This window comes from Pseudarthrobacter sp. CC4 (assembly GCF_048957775.1).
In the GTDB taxonomy this organism is placed as follows: Bacteria; Actinomycetota; Actinomycetes; order Actinomycetales; family Micrococcaceae; genus Arthrobacter.
In genome coordinates this window covers 1-22,252 of record NZ_JARCCZ010000003.1, presented here as the reverse complement: position 1 = coordinate 22,252, position 22,252 = coordinate 1, and the positions used below count along the sequence as shown (strand labels likewise).

At 68.0% G+C, this 22,252-nt stretch carries 23 protein-coding genes and 1 riboswitch; of the genes, 8 read left to right on the top strand and 15 right to left on the bottom strand.

Features of this window, described 5'->3' with window-relative positions; translation table 11 throughout:
- Window positions 1-18: 18 nt before the first annotated feature.
- The 9 genes from PV768_RS02930 to hemE all read right to left on the bottom strand — a co-directional run bounded on the left by PV768_RS02930 (window position 19) and on the right by hemE (window position 9,678).
- Window positions 19-1,116 carry an LLM class flavin-dependent oxidoreductase gene (locus PV768_RS02930; protein ID WP_321213968.1) on the bottom strand — a complete coding sequence of 366 codons (1,098 nt, stop codon included), beginning with the start codon at window positions 1,114-1,116 and terminating at the stop codon, window positions 19-21.
- Entirely contained in the window at window positions 1,116-2,096 is a 981-nt protein-coding gene (gene hemB, locus PV768_RS02925; protein WP_421092239.1) for a porphobilinogen synthase, read from the bottom strand. The genes PV768_RS02930 and hemB overlap by 1 nt, the downstream gene beginning before the upstream one ends.
- A 60-nt stretch (window positions 2,097-2,156) precedes the next feature.
- Window positions 2,157-3,023, bottom strand: coding sequence for a uroporphyrinogen-III synthase (locus tag PV768_RS02920; RefSeq protein WP_321213969.1), 867 nt, complete (start codon window positions 3,021-3,023; stop codon window positions 2,157-2,159).
- 8 nt (window positions 3,024-3,031) lie between these two features.
- A complete protein-coding gene (gene hemC, locus PV768_RS02915; protein WP_321213970.1) occupies window positions 3,032-4,030 on the bottom strand; it encodes a hydroxymethylbilane synthase in 999 nt (332 codons plus the stop codon).
- Window positions 4,027-5,295: a ferrochelatase gene (locus PV768_RS02910; RefSeq protein WP_421092238.1), complete on the bottom strand. Its 1,269-nt coding sequence runs from the start codon at window positions 5,293-5,295 to the stop codon at window positions 4,027-4,029. The genes hemC and PV768_RS02910 overlap by 4 nt, the downstream gene beginning before the upstream one ends.
- The gene (gene hemQ / locus PV768_RS02905; RefSeq protein WP_157241723.1) at window positions 5,292-5,993 is read right to left on the bottom strand and encodes a hydrogen peroxide-dependent heme synthase; all 702 of its coding nucleotides are present in this window, start codon (window positions 5,991-5,993) and stop codon (window positions 5,292-5,294) included. The genes PV768_RS02910 and hemQ overlap by 4 nt, the downstream gene beginning before the upstream one ends.
- Before the next feature lie 116 nt (window positions 5,994-6,109).
- Window positions 6,110-7,015 (bottom strand): hypothetical protein, encoded by a 906-nt coding sequence (locus PV768_RS02900; RefSeq protein ID WP_421092237.1) that lies wholly within the window; start codon window positions 7,013-7,015, stop codon window positions 6,110-6,112.
- A gap of 106 nt (window positions 7,016-7,121) precedes the next feature.
- Window positions 7,122-8,579, bottom strand: a complete 1,458-nt coding sequence (hemG, locus tag PV768_RS02895; RefSeq protein ID WP_421092236.1) for a protoporphyrinogen oxidase — start codon at window positions 8,577-8,579, stop codon at window positions 7,122-7,124.
- A gap of 4 nt (window positions 8,580-8,583) precedes the next feature.
- Entirely contained in the window at window positions 8,584-9,678 is a 1,095-nt protein-coding gene (gene hemE / locus PV768_RS02890; protein WP_157241720.1) for a uroporphyrinogen decarboxylase, read from the bottom strand.
- Between the two features lie 158 nt (window positions 9,679-9,836).
- Between hemE and PV768_RS02885 the strand changes: the two genes are divergently transcribed.
- On the top strand, window positions 9,837-11,153 hold the full coding sequence (locus PV768_RS02885) for a glutamyl-tRNA reductase (protein WP_323056608.1): 1,317 nt from the start codon (window positions 9,837-9,839) through the stop codon (window positions 11,151-11,153).
- Between the two features lie 200 nt (window positions 11,154-11,353).
- Here the strand turns inward: PV768_RS02885 and moeB are convergent, their stop codons facing one another.
- Complete coding sequence (moeB, locus tag PV768_RS02880) at window positions 11,354-12,553, bottom strand: molybdopterin-synthase adenylyltransferase MoeB (protein WP_421092235.1); 1,200 nt, start codon at window positions 12,551-12,553, stop codon at window positions 11,354-11,356.
- 83 nt (window positions 12,554-12,636) lie between these two features.
- Between moeB and PV768_RS02875 the strand changes: the two genes are divergently transcribed.
- Genes PV768_RS02875 through PV768_RS02865 form a run of 3 tightly spaced genes read left to right on the top strand, consistent with a single transcriptional unit; the run spans window position 12,637 to window position 13,919 of the window.
- Window positions 12,637-13,302 (top strand): TetR/AcrR family transcriptional regulator, encoded by a 666-nt coding sequence (locus PV768_RS02875; protein WP_104998498.1) that lies wholly within the window; start codon window positions 12,637-12,639, stop codon window positions 13,300-13,302.
- A gap of 49 nt (window positions 13,303-13,351) precedes the next feature.
- The gene (locus tag PV768_RS02870; protein ID WP_321213976.1) at window positions 13,352-13,576 is read left to right on the top strand and encodes a DUF3107 domain-containing protein; all 225 of its coding nucleotides are present in this window, start codon (window positions 13,352-13,354) and stop codon (window positions 13,574-13,576) included.
- 40 nt (window positions 13,577-13,616) lie between these two features.
- Window positions 13,617-13,919 (top strand): hypothetical protein, encoded by a 303-nt coding sequence (locus PV768_RS02865; RefSeq protein WP_321213977.1) that lies wholly within the window; start codon window positions 13,617-13,619, stop codon window positions 13,917-13,919.
- A 92-nt stretch (window positions 13,920-14,011) separates the two neighbouring features.
- Here the strand turns inward: PV768_RS02865 and PV768_RS02860 are convergent, their stop codons facing one another.
- From PV768_RS02860 to thiO, 4 genes are all read right to left on the bottom strand, one after another.
- The gene (locus PV768_RS02860) at window positions 14,012-14,350 is read right to left on the bottom strand and encodes a 4a-hydroxytetrahydrobiopterin dehydratase (RefSeq protein ID WP_421092234.1); all 339 of its coding nucleotides are present in this window, start codon (window positions 14,348-14,350) and stop codon (window positions 14,012-14,014) included.
- 43 nt (window positions 14,351-14,393) lie between these two features.
- The gene (locus tag PV768_RS02855; RefSeq protein WP_421092233.1) at window positions 14,394-15,209 is read right to left on the bottom strand and encodes a thiazole synthase; all 816 of its coding nucleotides are present in this window, start codon (window positions 15,207-15,209) and stop codon (window positions 14,394-14,396) included.
- Window positions 15,210-15,214: 5 nt separating this feature from the next.
- A complete protein-coding gene (gene thiS / locus PV768_RS02850) occupies window positions 15,215-15,451 on the bottom strand; it encodes a sulfur carrier protein ThiS (protein WP_321213979.1) in 237 nt (78 codons plus the stop codon).
- On the bottom strand, window positions 15,448-16,767 hold the full coding sequence (thiO, locus tag PV768_RS02845) for a glycine oxidase ThiO (protein WP_421092232.1): 1,320 nt from the start codon (window positions 16,765-16,767) through the stop codon (window positions 15,448-15,450). Before thiO ends, thiS begins: the two co-directional genes overlap by 4 nt.
- Window positions 16,762-16,879, bottom strand: a riboswitch (TPP riboswitch). It overlaps the preceding gene by 6 nt.
- 28 nt (window positions 16,880-16,907) lie before the next feature.
- Here thiO and thiE point away from each other — a divergent pair.
- Window positions 16,908-17,663, top strand: coding sequence for a thiamine phosphate synthase (gene thiE, locus PV768_RS02840; RefSeq protein ID WP_421092231.1), 756 nt, complete (start codon window positions 16,908-16,910; stop codon window positions 17,661-17,663).
- A 76-nt stretch (window positions 17,664-17,739) separates the two neighbouring features.
- Window positions 17,740-19,260: an RNB domain-containing ribonuclease gene (locus tag PV768_RS02835; protein ID WP_421092230.1), complete on the top strand. Its 1,521-nt coding sequence runs from the start codon at window positions 17,740-17,742 to the stop codon at window positions 19,258-19,260.
- A gap of 137 nt (window positions 19,261-19,397) precedes the next feature.
- Here PV768_RS02835 and PV768_RS02830 read toward each other — a convergent pair whose 3' ends face one another.
- Entirely contained in the window at window positions 19,398-19,538 is a 141-nt protein-coding gene (locus PV768_RS02830; RefSeq protein ID WP_157241710.1) for a hypothetical protein, read from the bottom strand.
- Between the two features lie 26 nt (window positions 19,539-19,564).
- Here PV768_RS02830 and PV768_RS02825 point away from each other — a divergent pair, with 26 nt between their 5' ends.
- Together PV768_RS02825 and PV768_RS02820 are read left to right on the top strand one after the other, a co-directional pair.
- The gene (locus tag PV768_RS02825; protein ID WP_421092229.1) at window positions 19,565-21,256 is read left to right on the top strand and encodes a DEAD/DEAH box helicase; all 1,692 of its coding nucleotides are present in this window, start codon (window positions 19,565-19,567) and stop codon (window positions 21,254-21,256) included.
- 8 nt (window positions 21,257-21,264) lie between these two features.
- A complete protein-coding gene (locus tag PV768_RS02820) occupies window positions 21,265-22,179 on the top strand; it encodes a DNA-methyltransferase (RefSeq protein WP_421092228.1) in 915 nt (304 codons plus the stop codon).
- Window positions 22,180-22,252: the final 73 nt, after the last annotated feature.

The following is a 22,252-nucleotide window of genomic DNA, read 5'->3' as shown; positions in this document are numbered from 1 at the left end:
TGGCCGGCGCCGGGTGCGTCAGGTGCCGAGCAGTTCAGCCACGCGCGGCGCCACGGCCGTACCCAGCAGCTCGATGGAGCGCATCATTGCAGAGTGCGGCAGCGGCCCGTTGCTGTATTTGAGGTCGAAGCGGTCCACGCCCAGGTTCTGTTTCAGCAGCACGATCTTGCGCGCCACCGTTTCCGGGGAGCCGACATACAGCGCCCCTTCCGGAGCGCACAGCGCCTCAAACTCGCCCCGTCCGGCAGGCCCCCAGCCCCGTTCAGCGCCGAGCTTGTTCCGCAGCTTCAGCCAGTGCGGGAAGAGTTCCTCCCTGGCCTGCTCGTCGGTCTCCGCCACGTGTCCGGGAGAATGCGTGGCAACCTGCTGCATCGGGTGGCCGTACTTGGCCATGGCCTCGCGGTACAGGTCCACCAGCGGCCGGAAGCCACGCGGCTGCCCGCCGATGATCGCGAAGATGATGGGATAGCCGTATTGGGCGCACCTCAGCACGGACTCGGGGGTGCCGCCGACGCCGATCCAGGTGGGCAGCAGGTGCCGCTCGAGCGGCGGGTACACGCTCAGCCCGGCCACGGGCGGCCTGGTACGGCCCTCCCAGTGCACTGGTTTCTGTGCCCGCACCTTGTCAAAGAGCTCGAGTTTTTCCTCGAACAGGATCTCGTAGTCTGCGAGGTCCAGTCCGAACAGCGGGAAGGACTCGATGAAGGAGCCGCGGCCCAGCATGACTTCAGCGCGGCCGTTGGAAAGGGCATCCACTGTGGAGAAACGCTGGAACACGCGGATGGGGTCATCGGAACTCAGGACCGTGACGGCTGAGCCCAGCCGGATCCGGGTGGTGCGGGCGGCAGCGGCGGCGAGGAAGACTTCCGGCGCTGAAACGGCATAGTCCTTGCGGTGGTGCTCGCCCACGCCAAACGCATGGAGTCCGACGGCGTCCGCCATCTGAGCCTCTTCAAGCAGCTGGCGGAGTACCCGGGCATGCGGCTGCGGGCTTCCGTCCGGATTCTCGCCGACGTCGCCGAACGTGTTCAGGCCCAGGAGTATCCGGTCCGGTGCCACCGGGGCGGTGGGACTCTCCGGAACAGCGACGGGCCGGGGTGTCGGTGAGCCAGCCATCAGGACTCCTTCAGCCAGCCGGCCAGTTCGGCGGCCCAGTAGGTCAGGACCATGTGGGCACCGGCGCGGCGGATGCCCAGTACCGATTCGGTGATGGCGGCGCGCCGGTCGATCCAGCCGTTGGCGGCCGCGGCCTCGATCATCGCGTATTCTCCGGAGATCTGGTAGGCGGCCACCGGCACCGGACTCATGGCGGCGACGTCTGCGACGATGTCCAGGTAGCTCATGGCGGGCTTGACCATGACGACGTCGGCCCCCTCGGCGAGGTCCAGTTCCACTTCGCGCAGGGCCTCGGTGCGGTTGCCGGCGTCCATCTGGTAGGTCCGCCTGTCCCCCTTCAGCTGGGAATCAACGGCTTCGCGGAACGGGCCGTAGAACGCCGACGCGTACTTGGCTGCGTAGGCGATGACGGAGGTGTTGGTGTGCCCGGCTTGGTCAAGGGCGGACCGGATCGCGGCAACCTGGCCGTCCATCATTCCGGAGGGCCCCAGCATGTGGGCGCCGGCGTCTGCCTGGGCCACGGCCATCCGTGCGTAGATCCCAACCGTGCGGTCGTTGTCCACGTAGCCGTCGGCGTCGAGCACTCCGCAGTGCCCGTGGTCCGTGAACTCGTCCAGGCACACATCGCTCATGATCACCAGGCTGTCCCCGACTTCGGCACGCACGTCCCGGATGGCCTTGTTCAGCACCCCGTCCGCGTCAAGCGATGCCGTTCCCTCGGCGTCGCGGGTTTCCGGGATGCCGAACAGCATGATTCCGCCGAGCCCCAGCTCCACGGCTTCCGCCGCGGCGCGCTTCAGGGTGTCGGTGGTGTGCTGGACAACCCCTGGCATGGAGGTGATGGGGTTGGGCTCGGCCAGGCCTTCGCGGATGAACGCCGGAAGAATCAACTCGGCGGGCGCCAGGCGGGTTTCGGCGGTAAGCCGGCGCATGGCCGGCGTGGTGCGGAGGCGGCGGGGGCGGTCGCTGGGAAAAGTCATGATCCTGTCCTTTGCTTTGGTTCAAGCGTGGTGGGTGTCCGTTGGCGGGCGTCCCCCGCGTCAGGGCGGCTTCCCTGCGTCCTGTTCCGGCTGGAGGGCTGCCGCCACGGCAGCAACAAGCCCGGCCGGCGTGGGCCGGGCCGCGATGGCGGCCACCGGCAAGCCAAGCGCGGAAGCCTGGTCCGCCGTCGGCCGCCCAATCGCCACGAACCGGCAGCGGCCCAGGGGAAACAGCTCATGGAGGCGCCGCGCGGCGCTAGGTGAAGCGGCGATCACGGCGTCGATGCGTCCCGCGGCGAGTTCGGCGGCGGCGGTTGCCGGGGTCAGCAAAGCGTACGACGGCGGCTGCCCCTCCCCTGCCCCGGCCTCCGCCGGGATGGCGAGCCTGCGCTCCGCTGCCGCCGGGTAGTCCACCGTGCGGTAGGCCGTGACGGCGGTGACGCTGCCGCCGGCCCCTGAAAGTCCCTCCGCCAGGCGCGGCGGCGCGATGTCCGCCTGCGGCAGCAGGACCTTGCCGCCCCCGTCCGGCCACACGGACAGCAGGCCGGCGGCGGACTGATCCTCCTCCGGCGCCAGGGCCACAGCAACCCCATGGGCCTCCAGTAGCCTGCGGGTCGCAGCGCCCACGGCTGCGATGCGGGTGGCAGCCGGGATCCAGCGGGCCAGCGCCAGGCCACGTTCGGCGGCCTTGGCAGCGAGCACATGGACCGTGGTGGCGCTGCTGACTACCAGCCAGTCGAAGGCCCCGGCGGCCAGGGCATCGCAGGCAACGTCAAGGGAATGCTGGTCCGGAGCCCGTTCGAAGTCGATCAAGGGCAGCAGCAATGCGTCGGCTCCAGCCTTCCGCAGCGCCTCCACGAGGGGCAGCGAGCGCTCCGGGCTGCGGGTGATGAGTACCCGCGCCCCCGCCAACGGTGCCTTGGGCATGGCCGGGATCAGGAAGCCTGCAGGTCCGCTATGTCAGCGGCGCCGGCGGCCAGGAGTGCTTCGGCAAGTTCGATGCCGAGCAGCGTGGCACCCACCTCTGTCAGGCCGTCGGTGGCGCGCTTGTCCCGGACCGAGGCGGTGCCGTCCACGGCACATACCGCCGCCTCCAGGTGGAGCAGGCTGCCCTTGCGGTAAGCGTAGGCGCCGACGGGCGCCGCGCATCCGGCCTCAAGCCGTGCAAGCAGGGCCCGTTCCGCCGTGACGGCAAGCCGGGTGTCCGGATCATCCAGCGCAGCCAGCGCCTGCGCCAGGACTTCCTTCGAACCTTCTGCGAAGCCGGGCCTCGGCGGAGCGTCCGCGGTGCGGCACTCGATGGCGAGCGCGCCCTGGCCTGCAGCGGGCAGCATAACGTCCGTTTCAAGGAACTCGCTGACCGTATCCAGGCGGCTGATGCGTTCCAGGCCTGCGGCTGCGAGAACCACGGCATCCAGGTCGCAGGACTTGCCCGGAACCACGTCGCTGACGGTGTTGCCCGGCAACCCGGGAACCCGCCCCAGGCGGGTGTCCACGTTGCCGCGGATGTCCACGATCTCCAGGTCCGGGCGGGCGGTGCGGAGCTGGGCTGCGCGCCGGGGCGAACCGGTACCCACCCTGGCACCTGCGGGAAGGTCAGCCAGTTTCAGCCCGTCGCGGGCACACAGGACGTCGCGGACATCGACGCGCCGCGGGGTGGCCGCGAGGCTGAGCCCCACTGCCGCCCCGGTGGGCAGGTCCTTGAGCGAGTGGATCGCGACGTCGCATTCATTGCGCAGCAGCGCATCACGCAGGGCGGCAACGAAAACCCCGGTGCCCCCCATCTGCGAGAGCGAGCCGGTGAGGACGTCGCCGTCGGTCCTGATGTGGACGAGTTCCACCGGGAAGCCTCCGACGGCGGCAAGCTGGTCTGCCGTCTGCTGCGTCTGGGTGAGCGCCAGCTTGCTGGCACGGGTGCCGATGCGGACCGTCACTGCTGCGGCGCTCCCCCGGAAGAGGCCGGCTGCCCCGTCCCGGCTTCGCCGGGATAGGGGGCGTGCCCGGTGCCAACGGTGGTGTCTGCTCCGGCGATGGTGGGCTTCTCGCCACGGAAGTTCTGGCAGCATCCCGGCCGGCAGACGTCGTACCAGGGACCGAGGTCCGTCAGCGCCGGACGGCCGCTGATGTTGTTCGCCACGGTGCGTTCGGAGATCAGGTCCACCAGGCCGTTGACGAATTTGCGGTGCGTGCCCGGCGTGGGGACGCGGGTGGCGGCGAGTCCAAGGTTGGCGCAGGTTTCCAGGGCTTCGGTGTCAAGGTCCCAGACAACTTCCATGTGGTCGCTGACGAACCCCAGCGGCACGATGACGATGCCTTTGACGCCCTGGCCGGCCAGCTCCTCGATGGCGTCATTGATGTCCGGCTCGAGCCATGGCACGTGCGGAGCGCCGGAGCGTGACTGGTACACCAGGGACCAGGGGGCGGTCAGGCCGGTTTCGTCCTTGACGCGCTGGATGACGGCGTCCGCGGTGGCAAGGTGCTGGGCCACGTAGGCCGAGCCTTCCTCGAACTCGCGGGGTTCGCCTTCGGACCGGCCGGCCGCTTCCGCGTCCCGGGTGGGAATGGAGTGGGTGGCGAACAGGATCTGGACGGGCGCGTCGGGAGTGCCGGCCGCTGCGAGCTTTTCCCGGACGTCGGCGAGGCCTGCGGCGGCGCCCTCAATGAAGGGCTCCACGAAGCCGGGGTGGTCGAAGTACTGGCGCACCTTGTCCACTTCCAGCCGGCCGTCCAGGCCGGTCTCCGTCAAGGCCATGCCGATGTCCTCGCGGTACTGGCGGCAGCTGGAGTAACAGGAGTAGGCACTCGTGGTGATCATCAGCAGGCGGCGGTGGCCGGCGTCGTACGCGTCCTGCAGGGTCTGCGGGATGTACGGTGCCCAGTTGCGGTTGCCCCAGAGGACGGGCAGGTCGATCCCCCGGGCGGCGAGTTCCGCCTCCAGGGCAGCCTTGAGCTCGCGGTTCTGCTGGTTGATGGGACTGATGCCGCCGTTGGCGCGGTAGTGGTGCGAGACCTCTTCCAGCCGTTCGTCCGGGATGCCCCGGCCGCGGGTGACGTTGCGGAGGAAGGGGATGACGTCCTCCTGGCCTTCCGGCCCGCCGAAGGAGGCGAGGAGCACGGCGTCGTAGTTCTTGGGCGCCATCCGCCCGGCTTCGGTGACCGGATTGACGGCGGCGGCGTTGCTGGAAACCGGCAGGTTCATGCGAGCACCTCCGCCACTTCGGCCGGGGAGATCCGGCGTCCGGTGTAGAACGGGACTTCCTCACGGACGTGGTTGCGGGCCTCGGTGTTGCGCAGGTGGCGCATCAGGTCCACCAGGTCCACCAGTTCCGGGGCCTCAAGGCCCAGGATCCATTCCCAGTCGCCCAGGGCGAACGAAGAAACGGTGTTGGAGATGACCTGCGGGAACTCCCGGCCCAGGAGGCCGTGCTCGCGAAGCATGGCGCCCCGCTCGTCCTCGGGGAGGATGTACCACTCGTAGGACCGGACGAACGGGTAGACGCACAGCCACTCCGCCGGCGCAACCCCACGGGAGAACGCCGGGGTGTGGTTCTTCGCAAACTCGGCCTCGCGGTGCACGCCCATGGCGGACCACACAATCTCTGTGCCGGCAAACAGGCTGCAGCGGCGGATGTCCCGGATGGCCTGCTGCAGGGCTTCCGGCTTAGGGCCGTGGAGCCACACCATGACGTCGGCGTCAGCCCGCATCGCGGAGACGTCGTAGCTTCCGCGGTGGGTCACCCCGGCGTGGGCAAGCCGCTCCAGCAGGGTCTCGAAGTCAGCGGCGGCGTCGGCGCTGCGGATCAGGTTTTCGGAGCGCTTGAATACCGTCCAGAGGGTGAAAAACTGCTCGGCTGATTCTTCGGTTTTAGTGACAGATTCGGCAGAAGTGTGGCTCATGGTTACAAGTTTGCCCCCTTCTGCCCACCAAGGCGAAACCAGCGACTTCTACAAGCGGTAGAAGTGATTAAAGTCACGCCGGCGCCGGGGCTGCATGCGGCATCCACCGGTTTCGGCTACGGCTTCCGCATCCGGAAGTAGGCTGCACCGGCCGCGGCAGCCAGGCCCACCAGGCCAACGCCGAGCCCGACCATCACGGCTTCCAGTTCCGGCTGCGACTTGACGATGGCGCCAACACTCTGCGCCGCGCTGCGGGGGACGCCCGCGGCCTGCGGGCCGGGGCCTCCGGCTTCCTGTGGCGCGGCGGCAGCCTGCGTTGCGGCCGCGGGTACCGGCGCTTCAGCCCCGGCCACGGATTCCCCGCCGGGCCCGGCCTGGCCGGCTCCGCTTTCGCCTGCCGGCAGTTCCATCGCGGGCGGGTTTCCGCCGGCTGCCGCGGCGCCGTTCACCTCTCCGGCAGATTCCGACGACGGCACGGGCACCGTACCCGGAGCCGCGGCCTGGGCAACGGTTTCCGGGGTGGGGGCGGCAGGAGCCTCGGCTGCGGGAAGCTCCTGGGCCTGGGACTCCGGCGATGGCGAGGATGGCACCGGAACGATTGCTGCCGGAGCCGTCGCGGCCGGGAGAAGCGGAACGTCCGACGGCGTCGGGAGTGGTATCGACGGCAAGGGTGCCGGAAGTGCCAAGGAAGCTGTCGTGGGAGCCGTGGTCACGGCCGGCGCCAGCGAAGTCGTGACCGCCGGCAGGAGCGCTGCGGGGACGGACAATACCGAAAGGCTTGCCGCCTGCCGCGCTTCCTTCCCATCCCGGCCCTGGCCCGGGGCGTCCTGGCCCGTGGCGTCCTGGCCCGGGCCGGCATCGACGCCGGATTGCGGATTCCCGTCATCACCGTGGGACGCCGGAACGCCTGCTGCAAGGACCAGTACCGCTCCGACTGCCGCAGCCGCAGTGCCGCGCCGGAGCCCCCCATGGATACCGGTCCGGGATGTGAAAAGTTCGGACCTGATGTAAACCATAGTCATCGACCCTAGCCATATCGGAAGGGGAAACGGAAACCGGCGAAGTGCCCGGCCGCAACACCTGTGCGGCGCCGTAACGCCCTGCTGCGCCGCTGACCAGCGGCGACATCTAGCGGGCCAGGGCCCGGATCTGTTCGTTCGTGTCGGACACCACGGCGGCAAGCCCGTTGCCGGCCACCCAGCCTCCCACCACGGCCAGGTTCCCCGCCGACGCGCAGGCTTCCCGGATTTCGGCCACCCGCGCTTTATGGCCTACGGCGGCGAACGGCAGCGACCCGCGCCAGCGGACCACGTCCCAGCCCAGCAGGTTTTCCCTGGTGATGGGGACGCCCAGCAGGGCCCGGGCATCGCGCAGCGACGCGGCCAGGAGTCCTTCATCCGTGTCCGGGCCACCGGACTGTTCGCCGGCCCCGTCCACGCGCCCGTACGAGAGCCGGACCACGTGCCGTCCCGGCCCGGCGGCATCGGCCAGCCAGTCCCACTTTCCGGTCGCGTGCGTCAGTGCCTTCGCTTCAATACCGGGAGTCTGCGGTGCCACCAGGACGCCTGAGCCGCGCGGCCGGCGGTCAAGTTCATGGCCGGCCAGGACCAGCGTGACAAGCTTGACGTCCGGGCCTGCCGGCGGCCGCTTCCCTGCAAGGCCGGGCACCGCGTCTTCAAGCAGTCCGACGGCGGCCGGACCGTCCACTGCCACTACCAGCAGGCCGGCGTCGAACGTTGCTCCTGCCGACCTGACGCGCCAGCCTTCAGGGGTGCGGATCACAGACTCGGCCGGGGTGCCGGGCAGCAGCCTGACTCCCCGGCGGCGGAGGTCGGAGACCAGGGCGGAGATGAGCGTGTGCATGCCGCCCTCCAGCCCCGCAACCGCGGAGCCTGCCTTGGCCGGACCGGCAGGGGCCGGCGTGTCCCCCTGCGCGGCAGGAGCAGCCCCCATGCGGCGCTGGGCGGAGACGGCGGCGGCCAGGGACCCGTACCGCCGCAGCCCCTCGCGCAGCCCGGGTGCCACCATGTCGACGTCGAGCATCCCGGGATCCGCCGAGTGGACGCCGCCCACAACCGGCGCCACCAGCCGCTCCAGGACACGGGTGCCCATGCGCGCCTTGACCAGTGCCGAGACACTGATAACGTCCGCTGTGGTCCCAACCGAAGCCGGGAGGAACCTATCGAGGGAGGCCCGGAGGGTGCCGATGAGACCGAGGGAACGCCGGACTTCGGGATCCCACGGGTTGGCCGGAATTCCCAGCACACCTGTCTTCGGCAACTCGCGCGGGCCGTCCGGGAGCTGGACCCAGGCACCCCCCGGGCGGGGCGGCACGATCTTGGCCGACAGTCCCAGCTCAGCGGCCAGCGCTGAGACAGCGTCGGACCGGGTGGCGAAGGATTCGGCGCCGCTGTCAAGGGTCAGGCCGGCCACCGTGTGGCTGCCCACGCAGCCGCCCCATTCAGCTCCGGCTTCAAGGAGCGTCACCTGGTACCCGGCGGACGCCAGCCCGCGGGCGGACAGCAGTCCCGAGATGCCGCCGCCCAGCACCAGTGCCGTCCCGGTTGTTGCCGACGTACTGCCCATCGGCCTACTCCGGGGAGATGGAGTGGATAAGTTCAACCACGCGGGTGAGGACGGCGGGGTCCGTCTCCGGCGGAACGCCGTGCCCCAGGTTGACCACGTGCCCGGGAGCAGCCGCGCCTGCGGCTATGACGTCGCGGACGTGGGCCTCAAGGATTTCCCACGGAGCAGGGAGCAGGGCGGGGTCGATGTTTCCCTGCAGCGGCACCGTGCCGCCCAGCCGGCGGTTCGCCTCATCGAGCGGAAGCCGGTAGTCCACGCCCACAACGTCCACACCCACATCCCGCATTGCCACCAGGAGCTCTGACGTTCCGGTGCCGAAGTGGATCAGCGGCGCCCCGAGGTGCCGGACATGGTCCAGGGCGCGGCCCGAGGCCGGCGCCACGTACTTCGTGTAGTCCGCCAGGCCCAGGGAACCGGCCCAGGAGTCAAAGAGCTGGGCCGCCGAGGCACCGGCCTCAAGCTGTGCCTGGAGGAACATTCCGGAGGCGTCCGCGGCCCAGTTGGCCAGGGCGTGCCAGGTTTCCGGATCAGCGTGCATCATGGTGCGCGGACCCAGGTGGTCGCGGGACGGCTTTCCCTCCACCATGTAGGCGGCAAGGGTAAAGGGTGCGCCCGCAAAGCCGATCAACGGTGTCTTGCCGAGCTCGGCCACGGTGAGGCGGACCGCTTCACGGATGGGTTCCAGCGATTCCCAGGTGAGCTGCGGCAGCGCCGCCACGTCCGCAGCAGTGCGGACCGGGGTGTCCAGGACCGGCCCCACGCCCGGAACGATGTCCACGCCCACGCCGGCGAGCTTCAGGGGAATGACGATGTCGGAGAAGAAGATGCCGGCGTCAACGTCGTGGCGGCGGACGGGCTGGAGGGTGATCTCGGAAGCCAGTTCGGGGCGCAGGCAGGAGTCCAGCATGGCGACGCCTTCGCGGACCTTCAGGTACTCCGGCAGTGAACGTCCGGCCTGGCGCATGAACCAGACGGGACGCCGGGACGGCTTGCCTCCGCGGTAGGCCGTGATGAGGGGTGAGTCTGCGGTGCGGCCATCCACCAGCGGGTGGTCTGCGGCGAGGACGCCGGCAGCGGATGTGGCGGGGCTGGAAGTCATGCCTTTGATTGTGCCGAAAAATGACTGCAAAAGATAACGACAAAGTGTCACGCGGGAGCCCTGCCGCCGCGCCGTGGCAGGAATCACAGCCCGCGCTCCCGTCCGGCAGCACGGGGAGTTGTTCTACCGAGTAACGAAAAAGCTATGATTGACCTGCTGTGGTTCTTTTTTCATTGGTGGCTACACACGCCGACATCGATCTTGAGACCGTTGCTCAGTTGAGCAACGGTTCTTCGGAGATCGCCACATCCGCCCTCTCCGGATCGACGGCAGTGACGGGTGCGATTGTCCTTGCCACCTGCAACCGCTACGAAATCTACGGCGAAGCCGCCCGGCCTGACGATGTGGAGGCGGCCCGCGCCGCCCTGGTTGCCAAGATCAGCGAAACCAGCGGACTGAGCGAACCGCTCGTCTCACGCTCCTTCAGCACCCGCACGGGTCCTGAAGTCAGCCAGCACCTCTTTGCCGTCAGCGCCGGCCTGGACTCCGCAGTGGTCGGAGAGCGGGAGATCGCCGGACAGGTACGGCGCGCACTGATCACCGCCCAGCATGAAGGCACGGCAAGCTCCGGTTTGGTCCGGCTTTTCCAGGCGGCGTCCAAGACCGCCAAGGACGTGGGAGCACAGACTGCCCTCGGTTCCCGTGGCCTCTCGATCGTTTCCGTCGCACTCGACCTGGCCACTGATCTTTCCGAAAACCCGGACTGGACCAGCAAGAAGGTTGTGGTCTTCGGTACCGGCGCCTACGCCGGGGCCACCATGGCGCTCCTGCGTGAACGCGGCTGCACCGACATCTCGGTTTTCTCCTCGTCCGGCCGCGCCGAAGGATTTGTTGCCACCCGCGGCGGCACGGCGCTGGACGCCGATTCACTCCGGCCGGCGGTCGCGGCAGCAGACGTGATGATCGGCTGCAGCGGTTCCGACACCCGGGTGGAGGCCGACGAGCTGGCCGAAGTCCGGGCCGACTCCCCGCAGCCCCTGATCGCCATCGACCTTGCGCTCACGCACGACTTCGATCCGGGGGTCGGCGAGCTTGACGGCGTGGAGCTGCTCACCCTGGAATCGGTACGCCTCGCCGCACCCCAGGAACAGGCCGAGTCGCTTGCCCAGGCCAGCGGAATCGTCAGCGGCGCCGCCAAGGCGTTCGAGCAGGAACGCGAGGCCCGCTCCGTGGATTCCGCGATCGTTGCGCTCCGCCGCCACACCATGAGCGTCCTGGACTCCGAAATGGAAAAAGTCCGGGCCCGGCACGGCTGCACCGCCGCTGCCGAGGAAGTGGAGTTCGCACTCCGCCGCATGGTCAAGCAGCTTCTCCATGTGCCCACGGTGCGGGCCCGCGAACTTGCCGCCAACGGCCAGCAGGATGACTACGTGGCCGCCCTGGAAGCCCTCTACGGCATCACCGTGGAGCAGCCGGCATCGGTGGCGCCGCAGGCCGAATGCCCGGTGGACCACCGGGGCCTCGAAACCGCCTGACCGCGCCTCCCGCCGCGCGGATCCTCTCTCACTTAATGCCCCTTTTCCGGCGATGCTCTCTCACTTAATGCGCCTTTTCCGGCGATGCTCTCTCACTTGCCTCAGGAAAGTGAGAGAGCATCCATCAAAACAGCGCATTAAGTGCGAGAGCGTCGTGTTAGAAGGGACGTCAGGTGAGAGAGGGCTGAAAGGGGCGGGGATCAGTAAACGGGCTTGTGGGGTTCCACCTCGCGCACCCAGGCGAGGATGCCGCCGTCGAGATGGCTCACCCGCTGGTAGCCCGCCTTCTGCGCCGCGGCGAGCACATTGGCCGAACGCGACCCGGCCTTGCAGTGGAACACAATATCCCTGTCCTGCGGGAGCTCATTCCACGCCTCGCCTGCAAGGATCCGGCCCTGCGGGATGAGCTTCGCGCCGTCGATCCGGACGATGTCGAACTCCCCCGATTCGCGGACGTCCACCAGCTCAAAGTCCTTCAGCCCCGCCTTGCGCGCGGCGAGCATGGTGGCCAGCTGGGTGGCCGTGACGGTGTGCTCCGTGTCGGAGGGGGCCGCCGGCGTGACGCCACAGAAGGCCTCGTAGTCGGTCAGCTCCGTGATGGGCGCGGCCGCGGGGTCCTTTGAAACACGGATCTCGCGCCAGCTTCCGCCCAAGGCGTCAAACAGTGCCACACGGCCCAACAGGGAACGTCCGACGCCGGTAATCAGCTTGACTGCCTCCGTCACCATAAGCGATCCCACGGCTGCGCACAGCATGCCGAACACGCCGCCCTCGCCGCACGAGGGCACCGAGCCTGCCGGCGGCGCCTCAGGGTAGAGATCCCGGTAGGTGGGCCCGAACTTCTCCCAGAAGACACTCACCTGGCCGTCGAACCGGAAGATGGAACCCCAGACGTAGGGTTTGCCCAGGATGGCGGCGGCGTCGTTGACCAGGTAGCGGGTGGCGAAGTTGTCCGCGCCGTCGAGGACCAGGTCGTAGCCGGCGAACAGCTCCAGCGCGTTGGACGCGTCCAGCCGGACATTGTGCAGCCGCACGTCCACCAGCGGGTTGAGGGCCGCGATGGCGTCCCGGGCGGACTCGATTTTGGGGCGGCCAACATCCGCCACGCCATGGATGACCTGGCGCTGCAGGTTGCTAAGGTCAACGTCGTCGTCGTCGATGATTCCCAGCGTTCCGACGCCGGCGGCCGCAAGATACAGGAGTGCCGGGGAGCCGAGCCCGCCGGCACCGATAACGAGCACTTTCGCATTCTTGAGCCGCCGCTGACCCACCGAGCCGATCTCGGGGATGATGAGGTGCCGGGAATAGCGCTCCACCTCGGCAGGGGTAAGGTCCGGGCCCGGTTCCACCAGCGGATCCAAGGACACGGGTGAAACATTTGCGGTGAATGTCGAAGCCATACTTCAATGTATCCCCCGGATACTGCCGGGTCATATTACCCCGCAGTAAAGTGGAAGTAACTGCAACGGAAAGTAGGACAACTGTGGTCCATGAAGCACGGGCTGACCGCCCGTCAGCCGCCGAACCGCAAACTCCCCCGCGTCCCGCGGGTCAGCGGTCGGCCAGGCTTCCGCGTGACGAGCGGCGCGCGCAGCTCCTCAACGCAGCCCAGGAAGTCTTCGTGGCCAACGGGTACCACGGCGCGGCCATGGACGAGATTGCCGAGACGGCGCACGTCAGCAAACCCGTCCTTTACCAGCATTTTCCCTCAAAACGCGAGCTGTACCTCGCATTGCTTGAAAGCCATCTGGCCTCCCTCACCGAACTGATGCTGGGTGCGCTGAACTCCACCACCGATAACGACGAACGCGTTCAGGCCGTCATGCGCGCCTACTTCCAGTTCATCGCCAGCGATGACCAGGCCCACCGGCTGGTGTTTGAGTCCGACCTGATCAACGATCCCGACGTCAGCTCGCGGCTGGAGACGTTCAACAGGACATTTGCCGATGCCATCGCCCGCGTCATCGCCGAGGACACCAAGCTCCCCCATCTCGAAGCGCAGTTGCTGGGCCGGGGACTGGCCGGGATGGCGCAGGTCAGTGCCAGGTACTGGCTTGAAACGGACGGCAACCTGGACATCAATGTGGCCAGCGACCTCATCTACCGTTTAGCTTGGCGCGGAATCTCGCGCTTCCCCAAAGAGTCCTAGACTAAAAATAAGACATCACCAACGAACTTTGACTGGCTGGGAGGCCCCTGTGGAAATTAAGATCGGCGTTCAGAATGTTGCCCGCGAAATTGTGCTCGAATCAACCGAGGACGCGGCTTCTGTGGCCAAGGTCGTGGGGGAAGCCATCACCGCGGGCAGCGAACTTCGCCTGAAGGATGAAAAGGGACGCGTGATCATTGTTCCCGGAAATGCGCTCGGCTACGTGGAAATCGGCGCAGAAGAGGCACGGCGCGTAGGTTTCGGCCAGTTCTAGCGCCCGGCCGAAAAACCGCGTCCGAAGCCCAAGGAGATCCATGCTTTCGCTGACCATCGTTGTACTGGCTGCCGCCGCGGCAGGCTTCATCATCTGGGCAAACGACAAGCGGCACGCCAAGTATGGCGCAGGCCTGCCCGCGGGGGTCGCCGTAGCAATGGCGGCGTTGACCTGGATTGTCCTTATGGCGGCCGGTTTCGGCTACCTGCCAGGGCTGACCTGGATCCCGTGGGTCCTGCCCATCGTGCTGGGCGCCGGCGCCGCAACAGGAGCAGCCGTGTATCTTGGCCGCACGCGTGCGCGCCGGGACGCCGAAAGGCTTACGGCGATCCTCCGGGCATAGGGCCGGCGCAAGGCAACCGGCAGCAGTGGCCGCCATCCCGCCAGGGGTGGCGGCCACTGCTGCTTAGGGACCAGTGGCTGGTGGCGAGGCTACTAACGCCCCGGCACGTACTTCGCCGGCTCGGCCACGGCCCCCGACGCTGCCGCAGCTTCACTTGCTCCCGCAGCTGCCGCGATGTCCCGGTCAGTCACCTGTCCCCCGGCGTCGTGGGACGTGTAGCGGATAAAGACGCGGTTGTAACGCCAGTCGAGGTCGGGATGGTGGTTTTGTTCCTCGGCAAGACGTCCGACGGCGGCAATCAGCTCAAGTGCGGCAACCGCCGTCGGCATCTTGAAGACAGTGACCAATCCGCCATTGTCGGCCCGCCAATCAGGCAGTCCAGCCAAGGCTTCGTCGATTCGTTCCGGGGGAAGGGCGTCTTTGCCGGCCACTGCTGCTCCTTGAATCAAGGCGCCGGCCGGCGGAAAGCGGGCCCTACAGGAACTCGGCCCGGCCTTCCATCGCCGACGACGCCAGCGCGTGTTCACGGCGAGGTATGCGACCTGCCGCTTTCGCCAGCCTACCTGCGATGACGGCGTGCTTGAAGGCGGCGCCCATCATGGCCGGGTCCTGTGCCCGGGTCACCGCCGTGGCCAGGAGCACGGCATCACATCCGAGTTCCATCGCGAGGGCGGCGTCGGACGCCGTGCCGATTCCCGCATCCAGCACCACCGGAACCGAGGCCCGGGACACGATGAGCTCGATGTTGTGCGGGTTGAGGATGCCCAGGCCGGTGCCAATGGGCGAGCCGAGCGGCATGACCGCGGTAGCTCCCAGGTTCTCGAGCCGAAGCGCAAGGACGGGGTCGTCATTGGTGTACGCAAAAACCTTGAATCCCCGGTTGACCAGCTGTTCGGTGGCGTCCACGAGTTCCACGGCATCCGGCAGGAGGGTGTGTTCGTCGGCGATGACTTCCAGCTTCACCCAGTCGGTTTCCAGGGCCTCCCTGGCGAGCTCCGCGGTGAGGACGGCGTCCCGGGCAGTGAAGCACCCCGCCGTGTTGGGCAGGACCTTGATGCCGTGGTCCAGGAGGAGCTGGAAAAGCGAGCCTGCCTCCTGGGGTGAATAGCGGCGCATGGCCACGGTGGTGAGGGAGGTGCCGGAGGCCAGGAGCGCGGCGCCGAGGCCGTCAAGGCTGGGCGCGCCGCCCGTGCCCATGATGAGCCGGGACGCGAGCGTGACGCCGTCGATCACCAGGGGGTCATGAAGGTCCGGCCGGGTGCCGTCGAGGGTGCTGCGGGTTTCCGTCATGGTGTTCAGCCTCCCTGTACTGCCGTGACAAGTTCGACGTCGTCACCCTCGGAGAGTGCGGTAGCGAACCATTGGCTCCGGGGCACCACCTGGGCGTTGCGCGCAACGGCGACGCCCAATTTCCGACCGTCGGTTGCGTGGCCGTCAGCGGCCAGTGCGCGGCCGGTGACCTCGGTGACGAGCGCGGTGATGGACGCGCCGTCGGCGACTGTATGTCCGGTTCCGTTCAGGGTGATGTTCATGCTGTCTCCTTGGGGTTGGGTAGGGTGGCCGCTGCAGCAGGCCGAACGGCGACGCCGGAAAAGCGGCCGGGATTGAAGGGGGCCCAGCGGGGGTCCTCTCTGCCTTCGAGCAGGTCCCGGCATATCGCGGCCGCTGCCGGGGTGAGGAGGACGCCGTGGCGGAAGAAACCGGTGGCAATGATGAGCCCCTCCACGCGGCTTTGCCCTGACGGGCCGTCCTCCAGGGGGACCCGCCCGAGCAGCGGGGCGTTGTCAGGTGTGCCGGGACGGGCCCGGGCCGTGCATTCCAGCAGCTCAAGTTCCGCCACCGCAGGCACCAGGACCTGGGCGTCGCGCAGCAACTGGTAGACGCCCCCTGCCGACACTGCCCCCGCGCTGGTTCCGCTGTCCTTCCCCAGTGCGTCCTCACGCTGCGTTGCCCCGATCACCACGGTGCCGTCCTGCCGGGGGACGATGTACACAGGGATCCCGCGGACCAGTCCGCGGACGGTGGAGGTCAGCAGCGGCTGGAGGTGGGCGGGGACGGCGAGGCGAAGGATGTCACCGTGGACCGGCCGCAACGGCAGGTGCAGCTTTTCCGGCAGCCCGGTCAGGGCCGCAGCGTGCAGTCCGTTGGCCACTACGGTCTCCCTGGCCGCCACCGTTCCTCCGCCCTCCAGCGTGACACCGGCGACGGCTCCGTCCCGCCAGAGCAGGCCCGCTGCCCGGTCCGGCACGGCGTAGCCCTCGGCGGCTCCGGCCACGAAGCTTCCGCCGGTTCCGCCGGCGTGCCGGGCCAGGGCACGGCGGAAGCAGGCGACCAGCAGCCTGGGGTTCACCTGGTGGTCCGCCGGTGTATTCAGCGCCGAGGCAATGGCCGGGCTCAACAGCGGCTCCCGGCGCCGGGCTTCACGGATGGTGAGGGGCTCAACCGTCAGTCCATTGGCCTGCTGCACCTCGCGCAGGTCCAGCAGCGCCTGCCGGTCCGCAGCGTCGGCACCCACGGCGAGGGTCGGCGTCGTAAGATACCCGGGATCCGAACCGGCAGCCGCGGCAAGGCCAGCGGCGAAACCCGGCCAGCGCCCGGAGGCCTCCAGCATGAGCTCCAGGAGGTCCTCCTCCTGGTAATGCAGTTCGCTCACCGGGGCAAGCATCCCCGCCGCGGCCCAGCTGGCACCGGAGCCGGGGGCGTCATCGATTACCACCGCTGAATATCCGGACCGCCTCGCCTCCCAGGCGATGCCGTGGCCGATGACTCCCCCGCCGATGACCGCAACGTCGGCCTTGAGTGCGGAGCCGGGCGCGGGCCGGTACGGGGCGTCGAGCGCATTGGGCATAAGTGTCTCCTTCCCTACGCCGGTATTAGCCGGATCAGGTCAAGCGGTCGGCTCTGACGCCCTCTCAGCCCGGCGCTTTATGACAGCTGCCGCGGCTCCCGCAGTACGAGGCCCAGTGTAGAGGAACTAGGCTGGCACCCATGAATGTGTCCCACCCTCCTGCCGCTGCATCCCCCGTCCCGGCTACCGACGCCTTTCTCAACGCCGAAGGCAGTTCCGGCGTGCAGGCCGCACGCCTCTACCTCTGCACGGACGCGCGCCGGGAGCGGGGCGATTTCGGGCAGTTCGTCGATGCCGCCTTCGCGGGCGGGGTGGACATCATCCAGCTGCGGGACAAGTCCATCGAAGCCGCCGAGGAGCTGGAGCTCCTGGCCGTACTCAAGGAATCGGCGGTGCGGCACGGCCGGCTGTGGGCGGTGAATGACAGGGCGGACATCGCCGTGCTGTCCGGAGCCCCGGTGTTCCATATCGGCCAAAAGGACCTGCCCCTCAAGGCGGCCCGGACGCTGTTGAACGGCAACGCGGCCATCGGCCTGTCCAGCCACAGCCCGGAGCAGGTGGACGCCGCCCTGGCTGCCGCCGCGGGCCCCTCGGCGCTGGACTACTTCTGCGTGGGGCCGCTGTGGGCAACACCCACCAAGCCCGGACGGGCCGCCGTCGGGCTTGACCTGGTGAGGTACGCCGCCACGGCTGTTGCCGGGGCGGACGGGCAGGAGGACACGCCCGACGGCGGTGTCCCCTGGTTCGCAATTGGCGGCATCGACCACTCCAACGTCGAAGAGGTGGTGGAAGCCGGCGCACGCCGGATCGTGGTGGTGCGGGCCATTACCGAGGCTGACAATCCCGCCGCGGCCGCCGCTTCGCTCCTCAGCGCCCTGGACGCCGCCCGCCCATAATCCCGCGCCGGAACTGCCGTGCCTCTCCGGGCCGCTTCCGTGCACTATTGACGAAATTCGGGCTACGCTGATTTTCGTGTCACACCATCGGCTGGCCCCCAATGTCCACGAGCACACCAACGCACTCGAAGCGGCGCTGGGCGCGCTCCGGAGTGAGCTTGAGCTGCCGGGCGCCTACCCTGATGATGCCGTGAAGGACGCCGAGGCCGCGGTTTCCGCATTGCAGCTGCCGTCCCATGACCTGACTTTCGTTGAATTCATTACCATCGATCCGGCATCGTCCACCGACCTGGACCAGGCGCTGTTCATCGAGCGGGACGGCAACGGCTACCACGTTCTCTATGCCATCGCCGACGTGCCGGCGTTTGTTACTCCCGGCGGCCCGCTGGACGCTGAGACGCGGCGTCGGGGACAGACTTTTTACACGCCGGACGGCCGCATACCGCTGCATCCCGAAGTCATCAGCGAGGGGGCGGGAAGCCTCCTGCCGGGACAGGACTGTTCCGCGTTCGTGTGGGACTTCCGTCTTGACGTTGACGCGGAGGTCACGGCCGTGGCCGTGCGGCGTGCCCGGATGCGCAGCCGCACCAAGCTCAGCTACAAAAGCGCCCAGGCGGAACTGGACGCCGGCAGCCCTTCCCCTGTGCTGCGCCTCCTTAAAGAGGTGGGGCTCAAGCGCGTGGAGCTGGAGCGCGCCCGGGAGGGTGCCAGCCTGAACATGCCGGACCAGGAGATTGTCCAGCTTCCCGACGGCGGCTACCGGATTGCCGCCGCCCCGCAGCTGCCCGTGGAGGACTGGAACGCACAGATATCGCTGATGACCGGCATGGCAGCCGCACAGCTCATGCTGGCCGGGAAAGTGGGCATCCTGCGCACCATGCCGGCCCCGGACGAGCGTTCCCTGAACCATTTCCGGCTGCAGACAGAGGCCCTCGGAAAGCCTTGGGACGGCGAAGTCAGTTACGGCGAATACCTCCGCAGCCTGGACCCCACCCATCCCCGCCAGCTCGCAATCCTCCACTCCGCAGGGATGCTCTTCCGTGGGGCCGCCTATACGGCCTTTGACGGCACCGTCCCGGATGACGCCGTTCAGTCCGCCATCGGCGCCGCGTACGCCCATACCACCGCCCCGCTTCGCCGCCTGGTGGACCGCTTCGTGCTGGTCACCTGCGAGGCCTTGAGCAATGGCGGCGAGGTGCCCGCGTGGGTGCGGGACGCCCTGCCGTCGCTTCCCGAGATCATGGCGGGCTCGGACCAGCTGGCGTCCCGGATGGAGCGAATGGCGCTGGACACGGTGGAGGCGGCACTGTTGATCAACCACATCGGACAGGAGTTCGACGCGATCGTGATTTCAGGGTCGAAGCCCCAGAAGGAGAACGGGAACGGCGGCATGAGCCGGAACGGCAACGGCAAGGGCAAAAACGGCAACGGCAAGAACGGCAACGGCGGCTCCGGGATCATCCAGATCGCCGAACCTGCAGTGACAGCGCGCTGCGCCGGTGAACTGGAGGCCGGAACCAAGGTCCGGGTGCGCCTCATGTCCTCGGACATCGCTACCCGTGAAGTGCATTTCGAGCTGGTGCCGAAGGCGCCGTGACCCGGGGCGGTTTTGTGGCATATCCGGCCCGCAGTGCGGGCAAAAGCCGGATTTCGGTGCCCTTGCGGCTAGACTGAAGAGGTAGAAATGGATGCCCGGTCGTTGATTTCCTTGATTTGAAACCAACAAGCCCGCCCCTACGCGATCTTGAGAACCACCCGCTGGTCACCAGTGCCAGCATAAAGATAGCCCGCGATCGGCTTCCACTGGAATTGCTTGCGCGCCTGAGCGTGCTCCGGAACGGCCTGCCGGCCGGCCCGTTGAGCAGGCAGCGCCATTGCCCAAATGAATAAGGAAACTCCACGTGAGTGAATTGCATACCCACCAGCTTCTGACGGACGACTCCGGCACCGAAACGCTTGAGCCCGAAGAAACCATCATCTCCGACGAGAAGCCGCACGAGATTGAGGAGAAGTCCTTCGCGGACTTCAACGTCCGCGCCGACATCGTGGAGTCCCTGGCCGACGCCGGCATTACCCACCCCTTCCCCATCCAGGCCATGACCCTGCCGGTTGCCCTCTCCGGACACGACATCATCGGCCAGGCCAAGACCGGCACAGGCAAGACCCTGGGCTTCGGCATCCCCGCCCTGCAGCGGGTAGTGGGCCGGGACGACGCCGGCTACGAAAAGCTTGCCGTCCCGGGTGCACCGCAGGCACTGGTCATCGTCCCCACCCGTGAACTGGCGGTTCAGGTGGCCAACGACCTGCAGACTGCATCCCGCAAGCGGAACGCGCGCATCGCCACCATCTACGGCGGCCGGGCCTACGAGCCCCAGGTGGAAGCCCTGAAGAACGGCGTGGAGGTTGTGGTGGGTACCCCCGGGCGCCTCATCGACCTCTTCAAGCAGAAGCACCTGAGCCTGAAGAACGTCAAGGTCGTCATCCTGGACGAGGCCGACGAAATGCTTGACCTCGGCTTCCTGCCTGACGTCGAGACCCTGATCGCGGCCACGCCGGCGGTCCGCCAGACCCTGCTGTTCTCCGCCACCATGCCCGGCCCCGTCATTGCCATGGCCCGGCGGTACATGACCCAGCCCACCCACATCCGTGCTGCTGATCCGGATGATGAAGGCCTCACCAAGCGCGATATCCGCCAGCTGATCTACCGCGCGCACAGCATGGACAAGATCGAGGTTGTCGCCCGCATCCTGCAGGCCCGCGGCCGCGGCCGGACCATCATCTTCACCAAGACCAAACGCACTGCCGCCAAGGTTGCCGAGGAACTCGTGGACCGGGGCTTCGCGGCCGCCGCCATCCACGGCGACCTCGGCCAGGGCGCCCGCGAGCAGGCCCTCCGGGCCTTCCGCAACAACAAGGTGGACGTCCTGGTGGCAACCGACGTCGCCGCGCGCGGCATCGACGTCGACGACGTCACCCACGTCATCAACTACCAGTGCGTGGAAGACGAAAAAATCTACCTGCACCGCGTGGGCCGCACCGGCCGCGCCGGCAATAAGGGCACCGCTGTCACCTTCGTGGACTGGGACGACATGCCCCGCTGGGGACTGATCAACAAGGCCCTGGGCCTGAGCGTGCCGGAGCCTGTGGAGACCTACTCGTCTTCCCCACACTTCTTTGAAGACCTGGACATTCCCGAGGGCACCAAAGGCCGGCTCCCGCGCGACAAGCGCACCCTGGCCGGAGTTGACGCCGAAGTCCTGGAAGACCTGGGCGAAACGGGCAAAAAGAACGCCCGCGGGGGCCGCGACGCCGGCAGTTCCCGCGACCGCGACGGCCGGGGACGCGACAGCCGGGACCGCGGCGCCAAGCGCGAAGGCGGGCGCAGCGGCGACTCCGCTGCCCGCACAGGTGAGCGCCGCCGTCGTACGTCCGAGCCTGCCGCAGCTCCCGTCACTGCCGGTGATGCCAACGCCGGTGCAGGCGAAGCAGAGCAGCCCTCCCGCACCCGCCGCCCCCGCACGCGCACCCGCCGCCGCAACGGCGAGGTAGTGGGCGCCGACAAGGCCACGCAGCCCGGCAGCACCGAGGCCTAAACCCCTCCATGACTGACACTGTCTGGGCGCCGGACGGCAGCAGCCTGGTGGTCCACGCGGACAACGCGGACTTCCTTCCCTCGCTGCCGGACGGCGCCTTCACACTGATATACGTGGATCCGCCGTTCAACACCGGCCGGGCCCAACGGCGCCAGCAGACCACCATGGTGGCCAATGCGGACGGCGCCGGCGACCGCGTCGGATTCAAGGGGCGCTCCTACGACACCATCAAGGGCGCGCTCCACCGGTATGACGACGCGTTCAGCGACTACTGGTCTTTCCTGGAGCCCCGGCTCGTGGAAGCGTGGCGCCTGCTGGCCGATGACGGCACCCTCTACCTGCACCTCGACTACCGCGAGGTGCACTACGCCAAAGTGATGCTGGATGCCATCTTTGGCCGCGAGTGCTTCCTGAACGAGATCATCTGGGCCTATGACTACGGAGCCCGCGCCAAGAACCGCTGGCCCACCAAGCACGACAACATCCTGGTGTACGTCAAGAACCCGGCGAAGTACCACTTCGACAGCGCGGAGGTGGACCGCGAGCCGTACATGGCACCGGGCCTTGTGACGCCCGCCAAGCGCGAACTGGGGAAACTGCCCACCGACGTCTGGTGGCACACCATCGTCTCCCCCACCGGCAAGGAGAAAACCGGATACCCGACGCAAAAGCCCGAGGGCCTGGTCCGCCGGGTGGTTGCCGCCTCAAGCAGGCCCGGAGACTGGTGCCTGGACTTCTTTGCCGGCTCCGGGACCCTGGGTGCAGTGGCGGCCAAGATGGACCGGAAGTTCGTGTGCGTGGACCAGAACCAGCCGGCGATCGACATCATGGCCAGGCGCCTGGGTGCCCACGCGGAGCTCACCGCGTTCCCGCCCAACCAGGTAGCGCCAAGTGTCGTTTTGACCCAGCAAAACGACACCTAGCTGTACTAACCCGGTTGGTTGGTGACACGGCTGGCCGGTGAGGCGCCTTTGAGTGCGGTGTGGGGCCTGCGCT